Genomic DNA, 19,585 nt, shown 5'->3' with positions numbered 1-19,585 from the left:
GGCCGGCGTGGCCGTGCTGGTCCTGGTGCTCGTCCTCGTCAGGCGGGGACCGGACGGCTGACCCGCTGGAGCGACGGCTCCGTGGTGAGGGCCGCCTCGGTGCTCCGGCAACCCACGCAGTAGCGATAGAGGTCCACCCGGGTGAGCGTGCCTGCCGGGTTGTACCGCCGTTTGCAGTAGGCGCGCCAGATACCTGTCGCCTCGAGTCTGGCGCCCGCCTCCTGGCACTTGGCGCACGCGTTGGGGTTGTAGTGCGAGGAGTCGAAGTACCAGTCGGCCGACAGCGAGCCGTCTCCGCAGGTGACCGCGAGCGCCACGTCCGATGACGCCTGGTCGGCGCGCGCCGTCCCGCCCGCGAGCAGCGCGATGGCGGTGCTCAGCATTGCCGCCGTGCTCAGGACGATGGTCGGCTTCTTCGATCGCGATCCGGTGTGTGCCATGTCCGCCTCCTCAGGTTTCCCGCACTGATTCTCGGCACGGGGAACAGGGCCGACCAGGGCAGCAGCAGGGCATTCAACGGACTTTCGGCCGGGCCGGCGGCTCAGCGCCGGGGAACGATCTTGAGGGACTTCACCAGCGTGTCGACGTCCGGCCACAGGCGCCGGTGCGTGTCGGGAATGGTGATCCACAGGATCGCGGGCCGAGGGCGTCCCGTGTCGACCGCGATGACGACCGACAGCTCCTGCCTGGCCTTGCGGCCGTCCGGGCTCGGCGGCATCCGGATCATCCGGGCGAGCAGCCAGCCACGCCGTACCGGCTGCGAGGCGATGTCACGGCCGGTCGTCCCGGAGGGGAAGGCGCTGCCCTGCTTGTAGTCCAGCATCGCCCGGGCGGCGTCGTAGAGGCTGTCACCGGCGTCGAGGTCGGACCACAGATGTTGGGAGTCGATGTCGGCCCACCACTCGCGATCGCCGTCCGTGCCGTAGGTCTCGGTCAGCAGCGTCTGGCGGAGGTTGTAGCGGCCGTCCTGGATGGGGCCGTCGCCGATCGGGCGGCTCGGCCGCCACGGGGAGCCCAGCTCGGCGAACGACAGGCCGGTCTTGGGGTCGGTCACCCTGTCGATGACGGGTGAACCCTGGCCCGGCCGGCGGGGGAGCTTGACGACGCTCCCCTCGGGAATCCTCGTGACCGCGAGCCCGCTCGGCGTCGGGGTGGCCGTCGCGAGGGTGGGGGTGGGCGCCGGCTCGGCGGATGCGGGACTCGGCGGAACGGCCGTCACGCTCGGGGGAGGGCTCGGCATCGAACGGGGCTCCCGGGCGGATCCGCCGCCGACCGCCATGGGGAGGCCGATGACGAGCTCGGCGAGGAGGACCGCGGAGCCGAGGAGCGGGACCCACCTCGGGAACGGCGCCAGGAGCCGCTTCATGCGGTCGGAGGTGCGCGGCATGGGTCAGCCCTCCCGGGGGATCAGGGTGAGGCCGGCGAGCCGGGCCTGCTCGACGCTCTCGCGCAGGGACGCCTCGAGGAGGTCGGCGCGCTCGGCCAGCTCGCCGACCTCGCCGGCCGCCAGGTCGTCGCGTACGGTCCTGGAGAGCAGCTCGCGGTAGGCGTCGCCGTCATCCGCCAGGTCCCGCAGGGTCCGCCACTCCGCGTAGACCTCCTCGGGCTCCTCGGTACGCCGCGCGTACTCCTCCAGGGAGGAGATCCGCCGGGCCAGCGCGCGGGTCGCCACGTCGAGCGCCTCCTCCTGGGATTCGAGCATGGCGGCGATGCGCTCGGTGACACGTCCCGACCGCGCGCCCGCCTGCTCGCGCCGCAGCCGGGTCAGCTCGGTCAGCGTCTCGGCGATCTCCCACTCCTGGCGGGGCAGGATCACCCGGTTGGCGATGCCGTCGAGCAGGCCGTCCCGATCGAGCCTGGACCGCAGGACCGTCGCGGTGGCGGCCACCGTCCGCTCCAGCAGCGCGGCGTCCGGCGGTTCCAGCATCGCGGCGGTCACGTACCTGCCGCGGTGGCGGCGGCCGTACCCCGCCACCGGCGACTCGCCCGCCAGCGCCAGGAGCGCGAGGAAGGCCAATGCCTGCACGGCCAATCCGGCGAGGAAGAACGCCGTGAAGCCGTACCGGATCCAGACGCCGAGCATGGCCCCCTGCAGCAGCAGCCCGGTGAGGAGCACGATCCGGCCACGTTGGGCCAGGCCGACGACGAGGGGGAGGAAACCCCACAGCGCCGACTGAGGCAGGACGGCCAGGACGTCACCGAGCGTCCGCCCGCCCCAGGCGGGCCGCTCGGGAGCAGGCGGCAGGAGCTCCGGCCGGGTGGCCATCAGCCGGCGGTGCCCCTCGGGGAGGCCGGGGTCGAGGACGATCGCGCTCACGAACCGTGACTATCCCCACAAGCCGTTTCCGCGCGCTTGCGGGTCACTTGCACGTCGGGTGATCCATGGGATTTCCTGACCGGATGAGTGCCGAGCCGTCGTGGGTGAAGGCCTGGACGGGTGGGCTGCCCGCCGTTCATGTCGGCAACGCCGCCGAGTTCAACGCCGCCTTCGGCGGGATACCGGCCGCGCGTGACCACTACTCGTGCCTGGCGGCCTTCGCCAGTCCGCGGCCCGCCCTCGTCGTGCTGCCGCTGCCCGTGCCGGACTGGTGGGTCCGGCACCTGGCCGGGACGCTGGGCTGGGGCGAGGTGCGGGTACGCGACGGGATCGCGGCGGACGGGCAGGTGTCGGCGGCTCTGGCGGGCCTGCCCGAGCTCGTCCCGCCCGGGATGGCGGTGCTGTCCTGGGGCCGCACACCCGCGTTCGACCGGATCCGGCCCGCTCCCGCCGGGGTGCTGGAGTGCGTCCGCCGCTTCGAGTCCAAACGCGGCTCCCACGAGCTCTTCCGCGAGCTGGCTCCGGGCCATCGCGGGATCCGGATCGCGGCACAGCGCCGGATCGCCGCACGCCGGGAGCTGCGAGGGGCGGCCATGCCGTACGTGCTCAAAACCGAGTACGGAGTGGGCGGCACGGGCACCCAGGTCGTGACGACGTCCCCGCCGCCCCGCAGGGTGCGCGGCCTGCTGCTGGAGGAGTACATCGCGGGCGTCGCCAACCCCACGTTCGACGCCGTCGTCGCCGCCGACGGGCAGGTGCACCCGGTCGGTACGGGAGCGATGGCGATCGACGGCACCCGCTACCAGGGCGTCACCGTCGGACCCGGCACGCTGCCCGCCGAGCAGGCGCGGACCGCGGCCGCGTTCGGCGCCGACGTGGGCGCGGCACTGGCCCGCCACGGCTACCGCGGCTGGTACGACGTGGACTTCGTGGCCGACCGGGCGGGCCTGCTGGCGCCCACCGAGATCAATCTGCGGCTCACCGGACCCTGCGCGGCCTTCACCATTCAGACGGCGCTGGACGGCCTGCACGGCGCCGGGCACCTGGTGCGCACCCTGGACTGCCTGCCGCTGGGCGCGCGGCTGCCGTCGACCGCGCTGCGCGAGCACGTCACGCGGCTGGCCGCGCACTGCCGGGAGCTCGGCGCGATCCTCCTGGTCACCATCCCGACCGCCGCGTTCGACCCCTTTCCCTACCTGGGGATCGCGCTCGCCGCCCGGACGATCCGGGAGCTCGACGCGGCGGAGCGGGCCGTGCGGGCCGCCAACGAGGCGCTCCGCGCCATGTTCATCGCCGTCGGTCGGTGACGAAGGCGACGAGCACCGCCGCGGCGATCATCAGGGTGACGTTGAACCCGTAGACCAGGGCGGCCTGCTGCGGCCAGTCGGTCTTGGCGGCCAGGCGGTAGAAGTTGTCCTGCGGCCACCACGCCAGCAGCAGCCAGGCGAGCGCCAGCCAGGCCGCCGTGGTCAGCGGTGCGGAGCGGCCCCGCCGGGCCAGCGCCGAGCGGCCCCGCAGCAGGACCATCACGCCCAGCCCGAACGAGGCGCACTCGAAAAGGTAGAGCCCGAAGAACAGTGCCGCCCACGGCAGCGGCACACCGGACAGGTCGGTGGAATAGGGCCAGAAGACGTTGGTGGTCGAAAAAGCCAGGAAGCCGAACAGGAGCGTGCCCCCGACCACCATCGACCCGCTCCCGGCCGTCGCGCCGCCGCCCTTGCCGCCCGCGGGCCGCTGCCCCTCCACCACCGGCAGGGGCAGCGCCGCGACGTCGATCTCGCCCTCAGGCGTGCGCGGCAACGCGGGTACCACCGCGACCACCTCGGGCAGCCGCCGCCGCGGCACCAACTCCGTCAGGAACTCGGTGACCCGATCCCGGTCCTTCTCGTCGGCCACGATGTAGGCGATCAGCTGCTCGCCCTCGACCACGACACACTCGGTCACCGCCGGATGCCCGCGTAAGCGCTGTTCGAGCTCGCCTTCGGTCAAAGCCGCCCCCGTCAGTCCCGCCGCCGGGCCACTCGGCCCGTCGATCAACGGTACTCCGCGCCGCCGCCACCGAGATCTCCCGCAGGGAACCTGTGGCTCGCCCGGACGTTCTAAAGTGCAGGCCGACCCAAGGAGATCCGCGGTGGAAAATCTGTTCCAGTACTTCCCGCTGCTGTTCGTGGCGGTGGGCATAGTGATCGTTCTGGGCTCGATCAAGGGGACCGTCGACAGCAGGCAGTTCGTCCGGCGGGCGCAGCGGGTGCCGGGCGTGGTCAGCGACGTCCGGACCACGTTCACGGGGCAAGGGGAGCACCTGAGGGCGAGGCAGCGGCCGGTCCTGACCTTCACGACCCTGGAGGGGCAGGAGATCACCACCGAAGCGGCGACCACCTCCGGCCTCGGCGTCGGCAACGAGACCGAGGTGCTCTACGACCCGCAGAACCCGACCAGGGCCGTGCCCGCGGCCAACCCCGGCGGAGGCTACGGCGGGATCATCGTCGGATGCGTCGCCGTCGTCATCGGCCTGGCCTTCTTCGCGGGCTTCTCCGGCTTTGCCGCATCCTCCGGCCCGGGGGAGAGCGACCAGCAGGGCGACCGGCAGACCCAGTGCGAGATGCAGCGGCCCGATGGCTCCTACGAGCCCATCGACTGCCCGCCCGATCTCGACCTCGGCGAGTGATCCCGACGCTCAAATCCGCCGGTCCCGGCGGGTGAAGGTCTAGGACGCGCAATTCAGGGCAGTTCGCCGGTTTTGACGAGCTCTTGGGAGAAGTCATGACCGAAGCCGGAGCCAAGGCGAGACAGGCGGCGGACAGCCCTGCCATGGACAGGCTGGCGCGGGTCGGGCTGGTCTGCCGCGGTGTGCTGTACGGGCTGATCGGGGTGCTGGCCGTGCAGATCGCGTTCGGGGACGGCGGGCGGGAGGCCGACAAGAGCGGGGCGATCAGCACGGTCGCGTCGCTGCCGTTCGGGGCCGTGATCTTGTGGGTCATGGTCGTGGGGTTCGCCGCCCTGACCCTGTGGCAGGCGTCGGAGGCGATCTTCGGCGCCCATGAACTCAAGGACCGGGCGGAGGCGGCCGGCCGGGTCGTGGTCTACGCGTTCGTGTGCACCGCGCTGCTGACCATGCTGCTGACGCACGAGACCGCCTCCGACGACCAGCGGACCCAGGACCTCACGGGAAAGCTGCTCGACCTGCCCGCGGGGCAGGTCCTGGTGGGCGCGATCGGGCTCGGCGTCGTCGCGCTCGGCGTCTATTGGCTGCGGTACGGCGTCAAGAAGGAGTTCCGCAAGGAGCTCAGGCCGATGCCGAGGCGGGCCGGCTCGGTGATGGACCGGCTCGGGCTCGCCGGCTACCTCGCGCGCGGGCTGATCGCCGGGCTGGCCGGCGTCTTCCTGGTCCAGGCGGCCGTCACCTTCGACCCGGACAAGGCCGGGGGCATCGACGCCACGCTCAGGGCGTTCGCCGACACGCCGGCCGGGCCCTGGCTGCTGGCGGTGGTGGCCCTCGGGCTGCTGCTGTTCGCCGGATACTGCTTCGGAGAGGCCCGCTGGCGGCGTACATGAGGCTGGACGACTGGTTCCTCACCGGCCCCGAACGCGGGAACGACGCGACCAGGCTCGCACCCTGGACGGAGGGCAACCTGGTGCGCCCGCTCGTCCACGGCGCCACCTACTTCGCCGAGCTCGCCGCGCGGCTGGCCGGCCTCGGAGAGGACGACCTGCTGCTGTTCTCCGACTGGCGCGGCGACCCCGACGAGCGGCTCACGCCGGACGGCCCCGAGGTGGCGGCCGCGATGGCGCGGGCGGCCGAGAGGGGAGCCCTGGTCCGAGGACTGATCTGGCGCTCGCACCTGGACTTCCTGCGCTTCAGCTCGGCCGAGAACCGGCACCTCGGCGAGGACATCGAGGCGGCCGGCGGGCAGGCGCTGCTCGACACCCGGGTGCGGCGTGGGGGCTCGCACCACCAGAAGTTCGTCGTCCTGCGCCATGACCGGGGACCGGGCCGGGACGTGGCGTTCGTCGGCGGCATCGACCTGTGCCACAGCCGCCGCGACGACGCCGAGCACCTGGGCGACCCGCAGGCGGCGCCGATGCCGGGCGCGTACGGCGATCGCCCGCCGTGGCACGACGTCCAGGTGGCGATCAGCGGCCCGGCGGTGGCCGAGGTGGAGAAGGTCTTCTGCGAGCGCTGGGAGGACCCGGCGCCGGAGACCCGCCAGCCGTTCAGGCGGCTGCGTGACCGTATGACCCGGATGGCCGACGTGCCGCCGCTGCCGGAGCCCGGCCCCGCGCCGCCGGCGGCCGGGACGCATGCCGTGCAGCTCCTGAGGACCTATCCCCACCTGCGCCACGCCTATCCGTTCGCGCCGGAGGGGGAGCGCAGCGTGGCCAGGGCGTACCGCAAGGTTCTGACGCGGGCGAGGTCGCTGGTCTACCTGGAGGACCAGTACCTGTGGTCCACGGAGGTGATCGAGCCGTTCGCCGAGGCGCTGGAGCGCGAGCCGGGCCTGCGCATGATCATCGTGGTGCCCCGCCATCCCGACCAGGACGGCTGGCTGGCCGGCCCGGCCAGCCTGATCGGCAGGTCGGAAGCGCTGGCCAGGCTGACGCGCGCGGGCGACGGCCGGGTCGCGATCTACGACCTGGAGAACCACCGGGGCACGCCGGTGTACGTGCACGCCAAGGTCTGCGTGGTCGACGACGTGTGGGCGAGCGTCGGCTCCGACAACGTGAACCTGCGCTCGTGGACGTTCGACTCCGAGCTGAGCTGCGCCGTCCTCGACGCGCAGCCCGACCCGCGTCCGCCCTCGGGAGCCCGCAGGTTCGCCAGGGAGCTGCGGCTCACGCTCGCCGCCGAGCACCTGGACCGCGACCCCGGCGACCTGGACGATCTGCTCGACCCGGAAAGCGCCTACGAGGCGTTCGCCGAGTCCGCCGCGCGGCTCGAGGCCTGGCACCGGGACGGCTGCCGGGGGCCCCGCCCGCCGGGCCGGCTGCGCCCGCATCCGCGGCCCGGGCTCGACCGCGTCCGCCGGGCGCTGGCCATGCCGCTGTACCGGATCGTCGTGGACCCCGACGGGCGGCCCTCGCGTTTACGCAGGTCGAACGAGTTCTGAGCGCCGCCGCCTCCGTGCGTACAGGATCGCCCGGGCGGCCATGACGACGCAGCCCACGCCGAGCAGCGCGCCGCAGACCACGTCGGTGAGGAAGTGCATGCCGCGGTACAGGCGCGACAGGCCGACGGCGAGCGGAGCGGCGATTCCGAGCGTCCAGATCAGCACCTGGAGCACCCTGTTGCGGACATGCGTGGTCAGGACGAGCGCCATCCCGCAGTAGAACGCGACGGCGGCGCTGACGTGCCCCGACGGGAAGCTGGAGGTGGGCGGGGCCGGGTCGATGTGCCGCACGGGCGGCCGGTGCCGGCCGACGGCCTCGGTGGTGGCCAGGAAGATGAGGGACTGGCTCCAGACGGCCGCGACGATGAAGATCGATTCGCGCCGGCGCCGGTAGACCAGTCTGAAGACGATCGCGGCGATCACGGTGAGCGCCACGATGTACGGGGTGTCCGACAGGCTGCTGCCGACGTCGGTGAGCGTGTTCCACAGCGAGGTGCGGCCGGCGGCCAGGCTCCGGCTCACTGACGCCTCACCGGTGGGCCAGGCGAGGATCGCCCTGCCCACGCCGTACGTCACCGCGGCCATCAGGATCATCGGCAGCACGATCGATAACGCGTAGCGCTTCACTTCTTCTCATCGCCCGCTTTCACGAACTCGGGTTCCACTCCCTCGACCGGCGGCGAGGCGGGCCTGCGTCCCTGCTCGCGCCGCCACGTCTCGAACGCCGCCGCCGTCGCGGCGATCACGGCCACGCCCAGCACGATCCCGGCGACCACATCGCTCACCCAGTGCACGCCGAGCGCGATCCTCGTGTAGCCGACGGACAACACCAGGAAGCAGGCGACGGCCCACGCCACCACCCGCCCCCACCGGGGCAGCAAGGGCAGGACGAGCAGGACGATCACTCCCGCGCCGAGCGTCACGTTCACCGCGTGGCCCGAGGGGAAGGAGTCGCCCGGCGCCAGTGCGACGGGGTCCGGAAGGTGCGGCCTGGCCCGGGCCACGACGATCTTGAGCGCCAGGCCGAGCAGCCCGCCCACGGTGATGGTGGTGACCGCCCAGACGGCCAGCCTCGGCGCGCCCTCGTACAGCAGCCAGACGGCGTACGCGATGACCGCGACGCGCCACGGCCACGGCCCGAAGAGATCCGTCCACACGATGAGGAACCTCGTCACCTCGGGATGGGTGAGCGCATACGCGTGCAGATATCGCGCGGCTCCCGCGTCCAGTCCGTCGACGGGCATCTTGGCCACGACGAGCAGCAGGGTGAACGGGACCATGATGAGCGCCACCGCCAAGCTGGCGAGCGTCAGTCGCAATCCCAGTCCGCGGTCGCCGTGGATACTCATTCGCGCACGGCTACCCCGGCACGCGGGATTGATTCCTCCGCCTGAAATCCGGCGCCCGGGGTAGTCCGGAACGCATGTCCCCCATCGTGGCCGTTGTCGCGCACCGCAAGAAGACCCTCGGCGCGGGTCTGGACAGACTACGCGTGCTCATCACCGAGGAGGGCGTCGCCGAGCTCCTCTGGTACGAGGTGCCCAAGAGCAAGAAGGCCCCCAAGAAGGTCCGGCAAGCCCTCGATCAGGGCGCCGAGCTGGTGTTCGTCTGGGGCGGCGACGGCATGGTGCAGCGCTGTGCCGACGCGATGGCCGGCTCCGGCGTGCCGATGGCCGTGCTCCCCGCGGGGACGGCGAACCTGTTCGCCGCCAACCTCGGCATCCCCGCCGACCTCGACGAGGCGGTGCGGATCGGCTTCCACGGCCGGCGGGAGAAGCTGGACCTGGGGGTGCTCAACGGCGAGCACTTCGCGGTGATGGCGGGGGCCGGGTTCGAGGCCGAGATGGTCGCCGACGCCGGCGGGCGGGCCAAGAAGCGGCTCGGCAAGCTGAGCTATGTCAAGGCGGCCGTCCGGCACGTCGGCGAGCCGCTCGTGCCGATGAAGATCAAGATCGACGGGACGACCTGGTTCGAGGGCCGGGCGAGCTGCCTGCTGCTGGGCAACGTGAGCACGATCGCCGGCGGCGTCCAGGCGTTCGACGACGCGCGGCCGGACGACGGCTGGCTGGAGGTCGGCGTCTCGACCGCTCAGGGGCCGCTCGAATGGGCGCGGGTGATCGGCAGGATGGCCGCGGGGCGCTCCGACGACTCGCCGCTCGTCCGGATCACGCGGGCCAGGAAGGTGTCGGCCCGGTTCGGGGTGCCGCTGATGTACGAGCTCGACGGCGGGGAACGCGAGCCCACCCGCCGGCTCAAGGCCGAGGCCGCCGCGGGTGCGCTCACGGTCTGCCTGCCTCTGGACGAGCGGCAGCCGGGTTGACGATCTTTCCCGTAATCCCTACTGTTAAGGTGGGTATTGTCACGGGAGGGCGGGTCGGGGTGAGCGCTGTAGCGGTGATCGGGGCCGGTCCCACGGGGACGTCCGTCGTGGAGCGGATCTGCGCCAACGCTCCCGAGCTGCTCGGAGACCACGTGCTGGACGTGCACGTGGTGGACCCGTACCCGCACGGCGCGGGCCGGGTCTGGCGCGCGGGCCAGCCGGACCTGCTGTGGGCCAACTCGGCGGCGGCCGACATCACGGTCTTCACCGACGGGTCGGTGCGCTGCGAGGGCCCGCTCCGTCCCGGGCCGTCGCTGGCCGAATGGCTCGGGAGCGAGCCCGGGTACTTCGCGCCGCGCCCGGTCCTCGGCCGCTATCTCTCCTTCGCCTTCGGTCAGGTGGTGCGGACCGCGCCGCCCAACGTACGGGTGCGGCTGCACCGGGCCACCGCCGTCGGCCTGGCCGACGTGCGCGGGGGCCAGCGGGTGGAGCTGTCCGGCGGGGGAGCGCTGGAGGTGGACGCGGTGGTGCTCGCGCAGGGCCACCAGGGCGCGCTGCCCTCGCCGCCGGAGGCGGAGGAGCTCGCCTTCGCCGCCCGGCACGGCCTGTCCTACCTCCCCGCCGGGTACGCCGCCGACCTCGACCCGGGCGTGATCCCGGCCGGGGAGCCGGTGCTCGTACGGGGTGCCGGGCTGGCGTTCGCCGACCTGCTGGCGCTGCTCACGGCGGGACGCGGCGGCCGTTTCACCGAATACGGCGGCGAGCTGCACTATGTGCCCGGCGGGTCCGAGCCGCGGCTGTACGTGGGGTCGCGCAGGGGAGTGCCGTACCACGCCAAGACCGGCTACCGGCTCGCCGCGCCGCCGCCCGGCCTGCCCGGGTTCGTCACCCCGGGCACGCCTGCCGGGGAGCTGCGGCGGGCGGTGGCCAAGGAGCTGGCGTACGCGTACTACTTCGAGCTGTTCAACGGGCACCCGTCGCGGACCCGGATCGGCTGGGACGCGTTCGAGCCCGCCTTCGCGCAGGTCGAGTGGGGCGGGAAGGAGATGCGCGCGCTCGTCACCAGGTCGGTGCCGCGCTTCGCCGACCGGCTGCGGCTGGACCGGCTGGAACGGCCGCTGCACGGGATGCGCTTCGGCGACCTGGCCGGGCTGGGGCGCTGGATGGGCGGCTACCTGACGGCCGACCTGGAGCGCCGGGCCGACCCGGCGCACAGCGCGGACCTGGCCCTGATCCACGGCCTGAACGCGCTGCGCGGGGTGGTGCCGGCGGATCCCTGGTTCCAGGGCCTGTACAACTACCTCGCCAGCGGCCCGCCCGCGTCCCGGCTGGCCGAGCTGCGGGCGCTGGCGCGGGCCGGGGTGGTCACGTTCCTGGGCGAGGGCATCCGGGTCGGGCGGGACGAGCGGGCGGGGGCCTGGCGGGCGGTCAGCACGAGCGTGCCCGGCGCGGTGGAGGCGCGGGCGCTGGTGGAGGCCCGGTTGCCGGAGCCGACCGTCGCCCGCAGCAGCGACCCGCTCCTCGGCGCGCTCTTCGCCCGGGGCGAGTGCCGCGAGGAGTCCGGCCTCCTGGACGTCCGCCTCCCGGACCGCCGCCTCGTCGCCCGCACCGGCGCCGTCCATCCCCGCCGCTTCGCCCTCGGCATGTGGACGGCGGGCGGCCCCGGCACGGCCGGATTCGCCCGCCCGGGCGTCGACGCCCCGCTGTTCCGCCAGACGGACGCCCTGGCCCGCACCCTCCTGAGCGTCACGACCGCCGCCCGCCTCCGCCCGGCGGCGTAGCGGAGCGGCGGGCGTTGTTCAGCTCGGGGCGGGCTGGGGCGCCGGTGCGTCCCCGGGATGCATGGCAGCGGCCATGTCGCTGGCCATGTCGGTGGCCGTGCGGACGAAGGCGGCGACGGCCGGTGAGCGGCTGTGGTGCGGCCAGGCCAGGGTGAGGGTGAGCGGCGCCAGGTCGCTGACGATCCGGTACGCGATGCCGGGCCGGGGGTGGCGCGGCGCGACCGAGGCCGGGGGGAACCAGACGATGCTGCCCACCTCGACCAGGTTGAAGATCTCTGCCAGGTCCAGGCGTCTCGGCCGGGTCCCTGCCGTCGCGGGGCAGGCTTCCTGGCCGTCGGCGGGTGTCCCGTCGGGGAGGACCCTGCCGGTCAGGTCGGCCAGGCGCAGGTGCGAGCGGGAGGCCAGCGGATCGGAGGCGGCCAGCGCGACCAGCCGGGGCTCGGTCAGCAGCGGTTCGACGTCCAGGCCACGTGCGTCAAGGGGTTCGTCAAGGGGAGCGGGCACCAGGGCGACGTCCGCGCGGCCGTCGTGCAGCGCCGACAGTTGCTCCCCCTTCCCGCCCAGCACGAGCTCCACCGGGAGGGCGGCCGGCTCGCTCCGGTACGCGGCGAGGATCCGCGGCAGCAGCCCGCCGTCGTAGTCGGCCTTCAGCGCCAGGCGCAGCCCGGGGTCGGACCGGCCGGCGTGCCGGGCCCGCCGGGCGGCCGCGGCCACCGCGTCGAGCGCGATCCGGGCGTCGCGCAGCAGGGTCTCGCCGGCGGGGGTGAGCGCGACGTGGCGCGTGGTGCGCTCCAGCAGCGGCACGCCCAGCTGCCGCTCCAGGGCCCGGATCGCGCGGGACAGCGGCGGCTGCGCCATGCCGAGCCGCTCGGCCGCGCGCCCGAAATGCAGCTCCTCGGCGACGGCCACGAAGTAGCGGAGTTGCCGGACCTCCAGGTCATTCATACCTCGACAGTATCAATGGTGATCGAATCGGTCCTTCAGGTCTGCCGCGGCGCCGGGTTGACTGGGCTCTCGTTCTTCCCGTCCATACTTCCCTCCAGGGGTTTTCATGATCGTCGTCACTACGCCCACCGGTAAGATCGGCCGCCAGGTCCTCGACCGCCTCATGGCCGCCGGCGCACCCACCCGGGTGATCGCGCGCGAGCCCGACCGGCTGCCCGCCGCGGTGCGCGCGTACGCCGAGGTCGTCGAGGGCTCGCACCGCGAGCTCGACGTGGTCACCAAGGCGTTCGCCGGCGCCCGCACCGTCTTCTGGCTGGTGCCGTCCGACCCTCGCTCCGCGAGCGTCGATGCCGCCTACCCCGGCTTCAGCCGGCCCGCGTGCGAGGCCATCGCGACCCAGGGGGTCGAGCGGGTGGTCGGAGTCTCGGCCCTGGGCCGCGGGACGGCGGTGGCCGGGAACGCCGGGTACGTGACGGCGTCCCTCGCCATGGACGACCTGATCGCGAGCACGGGCGTGAGCTACCGGGCGCTGGCGATGCCCTCGTTCATGGACAACCTGCTGCGCCAGGCCGAGCTGATCAGGAACCGGTCCATGTTCACCTCGCCGATCTCCGGCGACCACAAGGCTCCGAGCTGCGCCACCCGCGACATCGCCGCGGTCGCCGCCGGCCTGCTGCTCGACGACACCTGGAGCGGTGTCGAGGAGGTCCCGGTGCTCGGCCCCGAGGACCTCTCCTTCGAGGACATGGCGCGGATCATGTCCGAGGTGCTGAGCCGCCCGATCCGCTTCGAGCAGTTGTCGGGCGAAGCGTTCAAGGCCGGGCTGGTGGGGTCGGGGATGTCCGAAGTCATGGCCCAGGGGATGCTGGACATGGCGCTGGCCAAGGACGCCGGACTCGACAACGGCGCCGTCCGCACCCCTCGGACGAGCACCCCCACCACCTTCCGTCAGTGGTGCGAGGAGGTGCTCAAGCCGGTCGTCCTCGCCTGACGGGGGCGCTCACACGCTGCGCAGGACCGAGACCACGATGCCCAGCACCGCGGCGCCGTCGCCGTCGATGACGTCGTAGGCGGGGTTGCGCGGTTCGAGGAAGACGTGCCCGCCGCGCCGGCGGAACACCTTGACCGTGGCCTCGCCGTCGATCATCGCGGCGACGATCTGGCCCGAGTGGGCCTCGGGCTGCTGCCGCACCACGACCATGTCGCCGTCGCAGATCGCGGCGTCGATCATCGAATCGCCCCGCACGCGCAGGGCGAACACGGTGCCGCGCCCGGTGAGGTCGCGGGGCAGGGTCAGCGTGTCGTCCACGTGCTCGTCGGCCAGGATGGGAGTGCCCGCGGCGATGTCGCCGACCACGGGCACGCTCACCACGTCGCCGGCGGGCTCCGGCGCCGAGCCCCGCAGGAACAGGCGTACGTCGATCGGCCGGGTCATGGTCGCGCCCCGGCGCAGGAACCCCTTCTCCTCCAGGCTCTTCAGGTGCTTCGACACCGAGGAGGACGACCGCAGCCCGACCGCGTGGCCGATCTCGCGCGTGCCCGGGGGATAGCCGTACCTGACCACCCAGTCGCGGATCATGGCCAGGATCCGCTGCTGGCGCGGCGGCAGGGCCGAGAAGTCCAGATACTCGAACGCGTCAGGATCGTCGAAGGTGGTCACCTGCGAAATGCTAGAGGCAGGCCCGGCTAGGCGGTCACCTGCAACACGATCTTGCCCTGGATGTGACCCTGTTCGGCCCGTTCGTGCGCCTTGGCCGCGTCCCGGAGCGGGAAGACGGAGTCGACGCCGACCCGGAGGCGGCCCTCGTCCATCAGCCGGGCCAGCTCCCCCATCTGCGCCCCGTCCGAGCGCACCTGGCCCCCGCGCTTCTCGATGCCCCGCCGGGCCATCTCCTCCTCGCCGTACTCCCCGAGGAAGACGGGGCTGTAGACGCCGCCGTCCCTGATCGCGGGCAGCAGCCGGTACGCCTGGGGCCCGCCGACGGTGTCGAGCACGTAGTCCACGTCCCGGACCACCTCCCCGACGGCGGCCCGCGTGTAGTCGACGAACTCGGCCACCCCCAGATCCTTCAGGAACGCCTCATGGCGCCCGGAGGCGACGCCGATCACGTGGCAGCCGGCGTCGACGGCGAGCTGCGCGGCGAAGTGCCCCACGCCGCCGGCCGCGCCGTTCACGAGCACCCGGCTGCCCGGCTCGAGCTTGATGTAGTCGAACAGGAACTGGTACGCCGTGAGCCCCGCCATCGGCACGCCCGCCGCCCGCAGGTGATCGACCGACTCGGGCTTCCTGGCGAGGTCCCCGGCGGGCGAGGTGGTGTACTCGGCGTACGCCCGGGCGCCCAGGCTCGGGAAGCGGAGCAGCCCGAACACCTCGTCCCCCACCTGCCACTCGGTGACGCCGGGCCCGAGCGCGGCCACGACGCCCGACACGTCGGTCCCCGGCGTGTACGGCAGGGGCAGCTCCGGCCGCCGGTCCTCGGGGATGAGGGTGAAGCCCTTCCGGGCGTACCAGTCCGGCGGGTTCATCCCGGCGGCGTGGACGCGGACCAGGACCTCGCCGGGCCCCGGCTCGGGCCGGGCGATCTCCTCGTACACGAGCACCTCCGGGCCACCCGGGGCGTGGAGGCGCACGGCATGCATGGTCGCGGGCATGGCTTCTCCCAACGGAATCGGCCCCACTATGATGTGGAGCAGTGCTCCGGATCATAACTGGAGCACTGCTCCACTTGTCAATGGAAGGACCGTGCATGCCGGGCGAATCACCGGATACCGCCGCGCCGAAAACCTCCCCCGAGCTGCGCGCCGACGCGCGGCGCAACCGGGAGCGCATCCTCGCCGTGGCGCGGGTCGTCGTCGAGGAGCAGGGGACCGAGGCGTCCCTGCGCGACATCGCCCGGCGCGCGCAGGTCGGGCTCGGGACGCTCTACCGGCACTTCCCCACCCGGGAGGCGCTGCTGGAGGCGCTGCTGCGGCAGAGCTTCGACCGGCTCGCCGCGCGGGCGCAGGCCCTGGGCGAGAGCGAGGCGCCGTACGAGGCGCTGGTGGCGTTCCTGGAGGACCTCATCGGGGGCGCGGCGGCCTACCGGGGGCTGGCCGCGTCCATGATGGCCACGATCAACGACGAGGAGTCCCCGCTGCACGCCTCGTGCGCGGCGATGCGCTCGGCGGCCGGCCACCTCCTGGAACGCGCCCAGGGGGCCGGGCGCATCCGGGCCGACGTCGACGGGACGGACGTGTTCGCGCTGGCCAACGCGCTCAGCTGGATCACCGACCAGGCGCCGTCCCTCGCCTCGCGCCGCGACCACCTCTTCGCGCTCGTCATGTCCGGCCTCACCGCGCGGTCATGAACCCGCTCGATCAACGGGTGACGTGACCGACGCGGAAGAAGCCGTCCGGGTCGTAGGCCCGCTTGACCTCGCGCAGCCGCCGGAAGTCGCCGGTCGTGTACGCCGCCGCCGTCCTTGCCGGGTCGGCCAGGAAGTTGAGGAACGTGCCGCCGTTGGCGTACGGGCGCAGCTCCTCCGCCAGCCCCGGCACGACGGTGTCCACGATGACCGACAGCTTCGTGCCGCGGTGGCTGACCGGGCCGGCGTCCTGACCCGGGCGGGCCATCGCGCCGCCCCAGTGGCGGATCTCCACTGTCTGCGCGTGCTCCGCGGCCCGCACCAGCGTGCCGATCACCTCGTCGGGCACCGACTCGAACATGTCCATGTGCCGGTTGGGCGTGCCGCCCATGGAGGTGGCCGCGTACGTGCTGGAGCGCGTCTCGTCCAGCAGTGCCGGGCCGGCCGCCCGCCACAGCGGCGCGAGCAGCCGCCTGGCCTCCTCGGCCTCGCCGGCGTGCACCACCTTGACCATGACGACGTGCCTGCCGCGCACCGCCTCCGGCGCGTCCTCGGGCATCCGCCTGAGCACCACCGCCGTGCTGATCTCGTCGGGGGCGTCCTCGATCCAGCTCCGGTACGCGGTCAGCGTCTCGGCCGCCGCCTCGATCGGGAAGTACGCGAACCCCGAGAACACCCGCTCGACCGGGTGGAGGCGGAACTCCAGCGAGGTGACGACGCCGAACCCGCCACCGCCGCCGCGCAGCGTCCAGAACAGCTCGGGGTGGCTGTCCGCGCTCGCCACGACGTGCCGGCCGTCGGCCAGCAGCACCTCGGCGCGCACCACGCTGTCGGCCGCGAACCCGTGCTTGCGCGCCAGCCACCCGAGCCCGCCGCCGAGCGTGTAGCCGGTGACGCCGACCGACGGCGACGACCCCGACAGCGGCGCCAGCCCGAACGGCGCGACGGCCGCGACCACCTCGCCCCAGAGCGCCCCCGGCCCCACCCGGGCGATCCGCCGGTCCGGGTCCACCAGGACCGAGGCCATGGGGGAGGTCCTGACCAGGACGCCGCCGTCGCACGCCTCGTGCGTGCCGTGCCCGGTCGCCTGCACCGCGAACGGCACCCCGTGCTGCCGCGCCGCCAGCAGCGCGCCGCGCAGGTCGGCCACGCCGTACGCCTCGGCCACCAGGGCCGGGTGGGCGTCCACGCGCGGGTTGAGCGAGCGGCGCAGCTCCTCGTACCCGGCCTCGCCCGGCAGGTGGACGGCCCCGGCGAACCCGGGGAGCGTGATCTCGTCCTGGATGGTGTACGGCTGGCTCATCTCTCGGCCCTTCTCTCCTGTGATCTGAGATCACTGTGCTGGAGGGCGCTTACGGCTTCATTCCCGTCGACTTACCGCGGCCCTTAAGTCCCGAGGATCCTCGCAAGCGGCGGTGACAGAATCCGCCCGCCGTCTCCGTCTCCGGTACGCCGCGGGACGTAGGGGCCTGCGCGCCGCCGCCCCCCGTACTACACCGACGGTCGTACGGCCAGACTGATCCGCCGTCCTTGGCGCGGTCAGGTGACGGGTACGATCTCGGCGGCGGTCAGGACGCCGTCCTCGATGGTGAGCAGGCCCAGCGTGCCGTGCGGCTGACGGCGGCGGTCGGTGGGGGAGCCGGGGTTGAAGATACGCAGGCCGTCGCCCGACTCGTCCAGCGGGATGTGCGAGTGGCCGAAGACGACCAGGTCCGCCTGAGGGAAGCGGCGCCGCAGGCGGTCGAGGCGCCCCTTGGCCGGGCCGCTGTCGTGGATCATGCCGATCCGCAGCCCGTCCAGGGTCAGCTCCAGCGTCTCCGGCGCCACCACGTCCGGGCCGTCGTTGTTGCCCTTCACGACGTGGACGGGGGCGTACGCGGCCAGTTCGTCCAGCACGGAGGCCACGCAGACGTCGCCCGCGTGCAGGATGACGTCCGCGGCGCGCAGGTGCGCGGCGACGCGGGGCGGGCAGGAACGCCAGCGCCTGGGCGCGTGCGTGTCCGACAACGCGACGACTCTCACGACCCTTCCCTGCCCGCTCCACGCTCGCGGTACCTCGCCCCGCTCTAAGATCGACCCGTGCAGGAGCCGGACATTCACGCCATAGCCGCCCGACTGGTCGAGGTGCGCGGGGTGGTGGCCGTCGTCCTGGGTGGGAGCCGGGCGCGCGGCACGCACCGGCCGGACTCCGACATCGACCTCGGCCTCTACTACCGGGGCCCGCTCGACGTGGCCGCCCTGCGCGCCCTGGCGCGGGAGGTGACGGGCGAGCCGACCGAGGTGACCGAGCCGGGCGGCTGGGGGCCGTGGGTGGACGGCGGCGGCTGGCTCACCGTGGACGGCCTGCGGGTCGACTGGATCTACCGCGACCTCGACCGCGTCCACCGCGTCTGGGACGACTGCCGCCAGGGCCGTTACGAGATCGGCTTCCAGCCCGGACACCCTCTCGGCTTCTACTCCCACGCCTACGCCGGCGAGGTCGCCCTGTGCCGGGTCCTCGCCGACCCCACCGGCGAGCTCGCCGCCCTGCGGCGGGACGTCGCGGACGGATACCCGCCCGCGCTGCGCCAGGCGCTGATCAGCGGGTTGTGGGAGGCCGACTTCGCCCTGATGATCGGCGGCTACGGCGCCAAGGGCCAGGACCCGGCGTACGCGGCCGGTGCGCTCTTCCGTGCCGTCGGCGTCGCCTGCCATGCCCTGCACGCCGCCGACGGCGCCTGGCTGATCAACGAGAAGGGCATGGTCGCCGCGGCCGCCCGGCTCCCCTCGGCCCCGCCCGGCTTCGGCGAGCGGGCCCAGGCGCTGCTGGCGGAGGTGGGGCGTACCCCGGAGGAGATCGCCCGGACGATCGACGCCGCGGCGGGCCTCATGGCGGACGTGCGTGCCGCCTGCGGCTGACGCGATGATCGCTGGGATAACCTGACCCGGTGCGAATAGGCGTGAATGTTCCCAATTTCGGCCCCGGCGCCAACCCTGACGTGCTGCGCAGCTGGGCGCAGACCGTCGAGGGGCTCGGATACGACCTGCTCATGGTCTCCGACCACGTGGCCATCACCTCAGACGTCGCCAAGCAGTATCCCGCGCCGTTCTACGAGCCGTTCACGACTCTGGCCTGGCTCGCCGGCTCCACCACCCGGATCGGGCTCGGCACCACGGTGCTCATCGTGCCGTACCGCCACCCGCTGCTCACCGCCCGCATGGCGGCCAACCTCAACGACCTCAGCGGCGGGCGGCTGGTGCTGGGCGTGGGGATCGGGTGGGCTCGGCAGGAGTTCGAGGCGCTCGGAGCGGTGTACGAGCGGCGCGGCAAGGTGACCGACGAATACCTCGCCGCCATCCGCACCGCCTGGGCCGACGAGGGCGACTACCGTTCCGGCGGCGTGCCGATCTGGGTCGGCGGCGGCAGCGAGGCGGGGCTGCGCAGGGCGGTGCGTTACGGCGATGGGTGGCACCCGCTCAGGAGCACCCTGCCCTGGCTGCGCGAGAACTGGTCGCGTCTGAAGGAGATCGCCGCCGAGGAGGGCCGGCCGGTGCCCGCCCTGACGCCCAGGATCCTGCTGCGCGTCACCGACGCGCCGCCGGCGGAGCGGCGCGCGGGCGAGGGCACGATCGAGCAGGTCATGGCCGACCTGGAGGAGCTGCGGCTGCTCGGCGCGGAGACGGTCGTCCTCGACCCGTTCCACTCGGACCCGGACGAGACGCTGCACCCCGAGGCGGCCTGGGAGATGCTCGCCGCCGTGGCCGCCCGCCGCACCTGAGGCGCCTCAGAG

General features: G+C 73.3%; 21 protein-coding genes. 10 read left to right on the top strand and 11 right to left on the bottom strand.

All coding sequences use genetic code 11. The features are described from left to right. Positions 1-38 precede the first annotated feature (38 nt). From ACIHFD_RS10300 to ACIHFD_RS10290, 3 genes are all read right to left on the bottom strand, one after another. Entirely contained in the window at positions 39-440 is a 402-nt protein-coding gene (locus tag ACIHFD_RS10300; RefSeq protein WP_397366497.1) for a hypothetical protein, read from the bottom strand. Positions 441-541: 101 nt separating this feature from the next. Next, the gene (locus tag ACIHFD_RS10295) at positions 542-1,387 is read right to left on the bottom strand and encodes a hypothetical protein (protein ID WP_397366496.1); all 846 of its coding nucleotides are present in this window, start codon (positions 1,385-1,387) and stop codon (positions 542-544) included. 3 nt (positions 1,388-1,390) lie between these two features. Next, complete coding sequence (locus ACIHFD_RS10290; protein WP_397366495.1) at positions 1,391-2,317, bottom strand: hypothetical protein; 927 nt, start codon at positions 2,315-2,317, stop codon at positions 1,391-1,393. 83 nt (positions 2,318-2,400) lie between these two features. Between ACIHFD_RS10290 and ACIHFD_RS10285 the strand changes: the two genes are divergently transcribed. Beyond that, a complete protein-coding gene (locus tag ACIHFD_RS10285) occupies positions 2,401-3,624 on the top strand; it encodes a hypothetical protein (protein WP_397366494.1) in 1,224 nt (407 codons plus the stop codon). Here ACIHFD_RS10285 and ACIHFD_RS10280 read toward each other — a convergent pair. Continuing rightward, positions 3,605-4,306 carry a hypothetical protein gene (locus ACIHFD_RS10280; protein WP_397366493.1) on the bottom strand — a complete coding sequence of 234 codons (702 nt, stop codon included), beginning with the start codon at positions 4,304-4,306 and terminating at the stop codon, positions 3,605-3,607. The genes ACIHFD_RS10285 and ACIHFD_RS10280 overlap by 20 nt on opposite strands. 142 nt (positions 4,307-4,448) lie before the next feature. Between ACIHFD_RS10280 and ACIHFD_RS10275 the strand changes: the two genes are divergently transcribed. The 3 genes from ACIHFD_RS10275 to ACIHFD_RS10265 all read left to right on the top strand — a co-directional run bounded on the left by ACIHFD_RS10275 (position 4,449) and on the right by ACIHFD_RS10265 (position 7,425). Next, positions 4,449-4,985, top strand: a complete 537-nt coding sequence (locus ACIHFD_RS10275; protein ID WP_350727366.1) for a DUF3592 domain-containing protein — start codon at positions 4,449-4,451, stop codon at positions 4,983-4,985. A 95-nt stretch (positions 4,986-5,080) separates the two neighbouring features. After that, positions 5,081-5,872 carry a DUF1206 domain-containing protein gene (locus tag ACIHFD_RS10270; RefSeq protein ID WP_397366492.1) on the top strand — a complete coding sequence of 264 codons (792 nt, stop codon included), beginning with the start codon at positions 5,081-5,083 and terminating at the stop codon, positions 5,870-5,872. Next, positions 5,869-7,425 (top strand): phospholipase D family protein, encoded by a 1,557-nt coding sequence (locus ACIHFD_RS10265; protein ID WP_397366491.1) that lies wholly within the window; start codon positions 5,869-5,871, stop codon positions 7,423-7,425. The genes ACIHFD_RS10270 and ACIHFD_RS10265 overlap by 4 nt, the downstream gene beginning before the upstream one ends. Here ACIHFD_RS10265 and ACIHFD_RS10260 read toward each other — a convergent pair. Together ACIHFD_RS10260 and ACIHFD_RS10255 are read right to left on the bottom strand one after the other, a co-directional pair. Beyond that, positions 7,402-8,052 carry a phosphatase PAP2 family protein gene (locus ACIHFD_RS10260; RefSeq protein ID WP_397366490.1) on the bottom strand — a complete coding sequence of 217 codons (651 nt, stop codon included), beginning with the start codon at positions 8,050-8,052 and terminating at the stop codon, positions 7,402-7,404. The two genes, ACIHFD_RS10265 and ACIHFD_RS10260, sit on opposite strands and share 24 nt — an antisense overlap. Further along, positions 8,049-8,774 carry a phosphatase PAP2 family protein gene (locus ACIHFD_RS10255; RefSeq protein ID WP_397366489.1) on the bottom strand — a complete coding sequence of 242 codons (726 nt, stop codon included), beginning with the start codon at positions 8,772-8,774 and terminating at the stop codon, positions 8,049-8,051. Before ACIHFD_RS10255 ends, ACIHFD_RS10260 begins: the two co-directional genes overlap by 4 nt. 74 nt (positions 8,775-8,848) lie before the next feature. Between ACIHFD_RS10255 and ACIHFD_RS10250 the strand changes: the two genes are divergently transcribed. Next, positions 8,849-9,745 carry a diacylglycerol/lipid kinase family protein gene (locus ACIHFD_RS10250; RefSeq protein ID WP_397366487.1) on the top strand — a complete coding sequence of 299 codons (897 nt, stop codon included), beginning with the start codon at positions 8,849-8,851 and terminating at the stop codon, positions 9,743-9,745. A 59-nt stretch (positions 9,746-9,804) separates the two neighbouring features. Further along, positions 9,805-11,526 (top strand): FAD/NAD(P)-binding protein, encoded by a 1,722-nt coding sequence (locus ACIHFD_RS10245; RefSeq protein WP_397366485.1) that lies wholly within the window; start codon positions 9,805-9,807, stop codon positions 11,524-11,526. Between the two features lie 18 nt (positions 11,527-11,544). On the opposite strand, the gene ACIHFD_RS10240 is transcribed toward ACIHFD_RS10245, so the two are convergent. Beyond that, a complete protein-coding gene (locus ACIHFD_RS10240) occupies positions 11,545-12,471 on the bottom strand; it encodes a LysR family transcriptional regulator (RefSeq protein ID WP_397366483.1) in 927 nt (308 codons plus the stop codon). A gap of 106 nt (positions 12,472-12,577) precedes the next feature. On the opposite strand from ACIHFD_RS10240, the gene ACIHFD_RS10235 reads away from it, so the two are divergent. After that, positions 12,578-13,462 carry an NAD(P)H-binding protein gene (locus tag ACIHFD_RS10235; protein WP_397366481.1) on the top strand — a complete coding sequence of 295 codons (885 nt, stop codon included), beginning with the start codon at positions 12,578-12,580 and terminating at the stop codon, positions 13,460-13,462. 9 nt (positions 13,463-13,471) lie between these two features. Here the strand turns inward: ACIHFD_RS10235 and lexA are convergent, their stop codons facing one another. After that, complete coding sequence (lexA, locus tag ACIHFD_RS10230) at positions 13,472-14,080, bottom strand: transcriptional repressor LexA (RefSeq protein WP_397366647.1); 609 nt, start codon at positions 14,078-14,080, stop codon at positions 13,472-13,474. Positions 14,081-14,157: 77 nt separating this feature from the next. After that, a complete protein-coding gene (locus tag ACIHFD_RS10225) occupies positions 14,158-15,123 on the bottom strand; it encodes an NADP-dependent oxidoreductase (protein ID WP_397366480.1) in 966 nt (321 codons plus the stop codon). Positions 15,124-15,218: 95 nt separating this feature from the next. Between ACIHFD_RS10225 and ACIHFD_RS10220 the strand changes: the two genes are divergently transcribed. After that, on the top strand, positions 15,219-15,818 hold the full coding sequence (locus ACIHFD_RS10220) for a TetR/AcrR family transcriptional regulator (RefSeq protein ID WP_397366479.1): 600 nt from the start codon (positions 15,219-15,221) through the stop codon (positions 15,816-15,818). A 10-nt stretch (positions 15,819-15,828) separates the two neighbouring features. Here the strand turns inward: ACIHFD_RS10220 and ACIHFD_RS10215 are convergent, their stop codons facing one another. Continuing rightward, on the bottom strand, positions 15,829-17,118 hold the full coding sequence (locus ACIHFD_RS10215; RefSeq protein ID WP_397366478.1) for an FAD-binding oxidoreductase: 1,290 nt from the start codon (positions 17,116-17,118) through the stop codon (positions 15,829-15,831). A 236-nt stretch (positions 17,119-17,354) separates the two neighbouring features. Next, positions 17,355-17,837: a metallophosphoesterase family protein gene (locus tag ACIHFD_RS10210; RefSeq protein WP_397366476.1), complete on the bottom strand. Its 483-nt coding sequence runs from the start codon at positions 17,835-17,837 to the stop codon at positions 17,355-17,357. A gap of 57 nt (positions 17,838-17,894) precedes the next feature. Here ACIHFD_RS10210 and ACIHFD_RS10205 point away from each other — a divergent pair, with 57 nt between their 5' ends. Next, positions 17,895-18,713, top strand: coding sequence for a nucleotidyltransferase domain-containing protein (locus ACIHFD_RS10205; protein WP_397366475.1), 819 nt, complete (start codon positions 17,895-17,897; stop codon positions 18,711-18,713). A gap of 41 nt (positions 18,714-18,754) precedes the next feature. Then, positions 18,755-19,573: an LLM class flavin-dependent oxidoreductase gene (locus ACIHFD_RS10200; protein ID WP_397366474.1), complete on the top strand. Its 819-nt coding sequence runs from the start codon at positions 18,755-18,757 to the stop codon at positions 19,571-19,573. Positions 19,574-19,585 lie beyond the last annotated feature (12 nt).

The sequence above is a fragment of the Nonomuraea sp. NPDC051941 genome (assembly GCF_044593615.1).
The sequence above is the reverse complement of the archived record's forward strand: the minus strand, read 5'-3'. Positions and strand labels throughout refer to the sequence as shown.

Excerpts from the sequence above, each read along its gene's own strand:
- ACIHFD_RS10300 (WP_397366497.1), bottom strand. The coding sequence starts at position 440 with ATGGCACACACCGGATCGCGATCGAAGAAGCCGACCATCGTCCTGAGC.
- ACIHFD_RS10295 (WP_397366496.1), bottom strand. The coding sequence starts at position 1,387 with ATGCCGCGCACCTCCGACCGCATGAAGCGGCTCCTGGCGCCGTTCCCG.
- ACIHFD_RS10285 (WP_397366494.1), top strand. The coding sequence starts at position 2,401 with ATGAGTGCCGAGCCGTCGTGGGTGAAGGCCTGGACGGGTGGGCTGCCC.
- ACIHFD_RS10270 (WP_397366492.1), top strand. The coding sequence starts at position 5,081 with ATGACCGAAGCCGGAGCCAAGGCGAGACAGGCGGCGGACAGCCCTGCC.
- ACIHFD_RS10265 (WP_397366491.1), top strand. The coding sequence starts at position 5,869 with ATGAGGCTGGACGACTGGTTCCTCACCGGCCCCGAACGCGGGAACGAC.
- ACIHFD_RS10255 (WP_397366489.1), bottom strand. The coding sequence starts at position 8,774 with ATGAGTATCCACGGCGACCGCGGACTGGGATTGCGACTGACGCTCGCC.
- ACIHFD_RS10250 (WP_397366487.1), top strand. The coding sequence starts at position 8,849 with ATGTCCCCCATCGTGGCCGTTGTCGCGCACCGCAAGAAGACCCTCGGC.
- ACIHFD_RS10240 (WP_397366483.1), bottom strand. The coding sequence starts at position 12,471 with ATGAATGACCTGGAGGTCCGGCAACTCCGCTACTTCGTGGCCGTCGCC.
- ACIHFD_RS10235 (WP_397366481.1), top strand. The coding sequence starts at position 12,578 with ATGATCGTCGTCACTACGCCCACCGGTAAGATCGGCCGCCAGGTCCTC.
- ACIHFD_RS10225 (WP_397366480.1), bottom strand. The coding sequence starts at position 15,123 with ATGCCCGCGACCATGCATGCCGTGCGCCTCCACGCCCCGGGTGGCCCG.
- ACIHFD_RS10220 (WP_397366479.1), top strand. The coding sequence starts at position 15,219 with ATGCCGGGCGAATCACCGGATACCGCCGCGCCGAAAACCTCCCCCGAG.
- ACIHFD_RS10215 (WP_397366478.1), bottom strand. The coding sequence starts at position 17,118 with ATGAGCCAGCCGTACACCATCCAGGACGAGATCACGCTCCCCGGGTTC.